Source organism: Kocuria sp. (assembly GCF_030536815.1).
GTDB classification, from domain to species: Bacteria; Actinomycetota; Actinomycetes; order Actinomycetales; family Micrococcaceae; genus Kocuria; species Kocuria gwangalliensis.
Window position 1 is genome coordinate 27083 of sequence record NZ_JAUNPE010000014.1, and the last position, 4198, is coordinate 31280.

The following is a 4198-nucleotide window of genomic DNA, read 5'->3' on the forward strand; positions in this document are numbered from 1 at the left end:
CGGTCCAGATTGGCCTGCAGGGAATCGAGCTTTCGAAGGGTCTTCTCCTTGCGGCGGCGGTGCTTGAGAATTCCGGAGGCCTCCTCGATGAAGCCTCGGCGGTCCTCGGGAGTGGCCTGCAGGATGTGGTCCAGCTGGCCCTGTCCCACGATCACGTGCATTTCGCGGCCCAGACCCGAGTCGGACAGCAGTTCCTGGATGTCCAGCAGGCGGCACGAGCGACCATTGATCGCGTATTCGGAACCGCCCGTCCTGAACAGCGTGCGAGAAATGGTGACTTCGCTGTATTCAATGGGCAGGGCGCCGTCGGCATTGTCAATGGTCAGCGACACGTGAGCGCGTCCGAGCGCGGAACGGCCGGAGGTACCGGCGAAAATCACGTCTTCCATCTTGCCGCCGCGCAGGGACTTGGCCCCCTGCTCGCCCATCACCCAGGACAGGGCATCCACCACGTTGGACTTCCCGGAACCATTGGGGCCCACCACTGCGGTGACACCGGGTTCGAAATGGAAGGTGGTGGCCGAAGCGAAGGACTTGAAACCGCGCACGGTGAGGGTCTTCAAGTGCACGTATGGGGCTCCTAGCGTGAGATGTTCACCACCGCGCGGCGCCCGTCCGGGGGTTGGCGGGCCCGCGCAACCACACCACTGTACCCGCGCGGGCCCGGGGATCCGGGGCCCGGTAATAGTCAGCCTGCAGAGAAACGGCTGAACGCCACTGGCTGCAAGGTTCGACCTGGTCGATAGACTGAGCCGGTCCAGTCCGCCTGCTCGCTCGAGCGCCCACGGTGTTGAGTCACTTCCAGATTCAGCACGGCGCGGAGAGAGCCCTGTCTCGAAAGCGCCACGTTGATCGGAAACTCAACCATTAAAAACCGCAATGCAGCCGTGCTGTCCATTACCAAGGTGGAAGCAGACGAGGTGGTCCCCTCAACGCGGTTCGATGACGAGCTCGCCGACACCTTCAAGCGCGTGCGCTTACCCCGCGGTCTCCTCGAACGACTGGCCGGGATCGAGGAACGCCGCATGTGGGCCCCGGGGCGCCACTTCTCGGACGGCGCCACCGAAGCGGGGCAGGCCGCGCTGGACCAGGCAGGCATCAAGCCCGAGCAGATCGGGTTGTTCATCAACTCCTCGGTCACCCGCGACGACTACGAACCAGCGGTGGCCGTGGGCATCCATCACCGGCTGGGCATGCCCAGCTCGGCATTGAACTTCGACATCACCAATGCGTGCCTGGGTTTTCTCAACGCCTTGACTGTGGCGTCCTCCATGATCGACTCGGGTGCCGTCGAGTACGCCCTCATCGTCAACGGCGAGGACCCACTGCGGTGGCACCGCGCGGCCGTGGAGCGGCTGAAAAAGCCCGGCGTCACCCGGGATCAGGTCGTCCAGGAGTTCGCCACCCTCACCCTGGGTTCCGGTGCGGCCGCCGCCGTGGTGGGCCCGGCGGACCGGCACCCGGACGGGCACCGCATCGTTGGTTCCGTCACCCGGGCGGGCACGCAGTACCACGAGCTGTGCGTGGGGGGCGAGGAAGGCATGATCACCAACGCCACCGGACTGCTCAATCACGGGGTGGGTCTCGTGGTCGACGCTATGCGAGAGGCCGAGAGCGAAGGGTGGGACTGGCTTCACATGGACAGCTACGTGACCCACCAGGTCTCCAACTCGCACACCAACAAGCTCATTGCGGACATGGGACTGGACCCCGACCGCGTGCCGCTGACCTTTCCCTTCTGGGGCAATGTGGCCGCGGCCGCCCTGCCCATGACCCTCGCGCTGCAAGCCGAGACGTTGACGCCCGGTGACCGGGTGTTGTGTCTGGGTGTCGGGTCCGGCCTGAACACGACCCTGATGGAACTGGCCTGGTAACGCCTGAGAGAAACTGGAGTTCAACCGTGAGCAAGAAAACCTCTCGATCGCCCCAGACCGGTCCTCGACTGCCGATGACCGAAGTTGCCCTTCCGGGTGTCGATCCGGCGTGGTCCACCACCGTCACGGTGGCTTCCACGGCAGCCGTGGAACCCGTGCCCGGGCGCAAGCGCCGCTGGCACCTGCTGGACAACGGCCCCGCCTTGGAGAAGGCGGGCGTGGCTGCCCGCGGCATCATCCTGGCGGTGCACGGCAACCCCACGTGGTCCTACCTGTGGCGCAGCGTGCTCAAGGCCGCCACGGAAGCCGAACAGCCCTGGCGCGTGGTCGCCGTGGACCAGCTGGACATGGGTTTCTCCGAGCGCACGGGACTGTTCCGCCGCTTGCAGGACCGGGTCCAGGACCTGAGCGACCTCACCGCCGAACTCGGCATTGACACCGCGGACGTCCCCGTGGTCACGCTGGCCCACGACTGGGGTGGTCTGATCTCCCAGGGCTGGGCCCAGGAACATCCGGACATTCACGCGGCTACCATCCTGACCAATACCGCGGTGCACCACGACAATTCGGAGCCGATCCCCACCGCTTTGCAGGTGGCCCTGAACTCCACATTGCACGAACCACTCACCAAGCACACCACCGCGTTTCTGGATACAACGCTCGCCCTGGCCGATCCCGCGCCGAGCAGCCACGTGAAGAAGGCCTTCAAGGCCCCGTACCGCACCCGCGAGCGTCGACAGGCCATTGCCAATTTCGTGGCCGACATTCCCGCGCCCGAGGATCATCCCTCGCACGCGGACTACGAGCGCATTGCGGGTCGCATGAGCGCGCGTGAAGTTCCCACCCTTCTGTTGTGGGGCACCAACGACCCGGTGTTCCAACAGCGCTACCTGGACGATCTCTTGCGCCGTGCGCCGCACGCGGATGTGCACCGTTTCGAAGGCGCCAAGCACCTGGTCGGTGAATCCCGCGACATCGCAGCACCCATCCTCACGTGGCTCGACGAGCACTTCGGCGATGGCCTCCCCGTCACGCAGCAGCACCGGGAGAAGCGCGCCAACGCCTCGAACGACTTCTCACCGTTCTTCGCCGAACTCGAGGCACGGCGCACCGATGACTCCCCCGCCGTGGTCGACATGGGCCCCGTGGCCCAGACCGTGGACGGCACCGCACCGGCCTTGAACGTGGAACGCACCGTGTCCTGGGCGCAACTCAGTTCCCAGGTCGACCGTCTGGGTGCCGCCCTGCTGCGCACCGGCGTGCGCCCCGGCGACCGCGTGAACCTCATGGTTCCCCCCGGTTCGCTGCTGACCACTCTGATTTACTCGTGCCTGCGCATCGGTGCCGTCATTGTGGTCGCGGACCAGGGCCTGGGTCGCAAGGGTCTGACCCGCGCGCTCAAGGGTTCCTCCCCCGACTGGTTCATCGGCATTCGCAAGGCCCTGGTGGGAGCCAAGGCCCTCGGCTGGCCGGGGCGCAAGATCTCCGCGGTGAGCCTGGATCCCGTGGCCAAAAAGGCCCTGGGTGTCGAGCACTCCGTTCCGGAGCTCCTGGACTCGGTGACCACCGTGAACCACGGCGAACTGCCGCTCGTGGATCCCGACGCCGAGGCCGCCGTGTTGTTCACCTCCGGTTCCACCGGCCCCGCCAAGGGCGTGGTGTACACACACCGTCAGATGGCGAGCATGCGCGATGCCATTCGCGTGACCTACGGTCTGCGCGCCGGAACCGGTCTGGTGGCCGGCTTCGCACCGTTCGCATTGTTGGGCCCGGCACTGGGCGCGGCCTCCGTCACCCCGGACATGGACGTGACCCAACCCAAGACATTGACCGCACGGGCGCTGGCGGAGGCCGTCATGGCCATTGACGCCACCGCGATTTTCGCCTCACCGGCGGCCATCGACAATGTGCTGGCGACCGCGGATGAGCTCGCCCCGGCGCAGCGCGATGCGCTCGCCCGGGTCGACCTGATGCTCTCGGCCGGCGCCCCGATTCCGGAAGCGCTGTTGGAGCGCCTCCAGACGTTGCTCCCGGCCGCGGAGTTGCACACGCCGTACGGTATGACCGAAGCCCTGCCGCTCACGGATGTCAGCCTGGACGTCATTCGAGCCGCGCGGGAGGATGCCCAGCGCGGCATGGTCGGTGCGGGCAACGGGGTGTGCGTGGGCACTCCCGTCCACGGCGCCCAGCTGGGTGTCCTACCGCTCGACAGCTCGGGCAACGTCACCGATGAGATCACGACCGAACCGGGTGTCACCGGCGAGATCGTGGCCCGGGCACCGCACGCCAAGGACCACTACGACCGGTTGTGGATCACCGAACGC

General features: G+C 66.6%; 3 protein-coding genes. 2 read left to right on the forward strand and 1 reads right to left on the reverse strand.

Going from position 1 to position 4198, the window contains the following annotated elements; genetic code table 11:
- Window positions 1-569: chromosome segregation SMC family protein (locus tag Q4E95_RS03015; RefSeq protein WP_303381889.1), on the reverse strand; the 569-nt coding region annotated here is incomplete at its 3' end.
- Between the two features lie 279 nt (window positions 570-848).
- Here Q4E95_RS03015 and Q4E95_RS03020 point away from each other — a divergent pair.
- Window positions 849-1874 carry a 3-oxoacyl-ACP synthase III gene (locus Q4E95_RS03020; protein WP_303381890.1) on the forward strand — a complete coding sequence of 342 codons (1026 nt, stop codon included), beginning with the start codon at window positions 849-851 and terminating at the stop codon, window positions 1872-1874.
- 26 nt (window positions 1875-1900) lie between these two features.
- A partial coding sequence (locus Q4E95_RS03025; RefSeq protein ID WP_303381891.1) for an alpha/beta fold hydrolase occupies window positions 1901-4198 on the forward strand: 2298 nt, incomplete at its 3' end.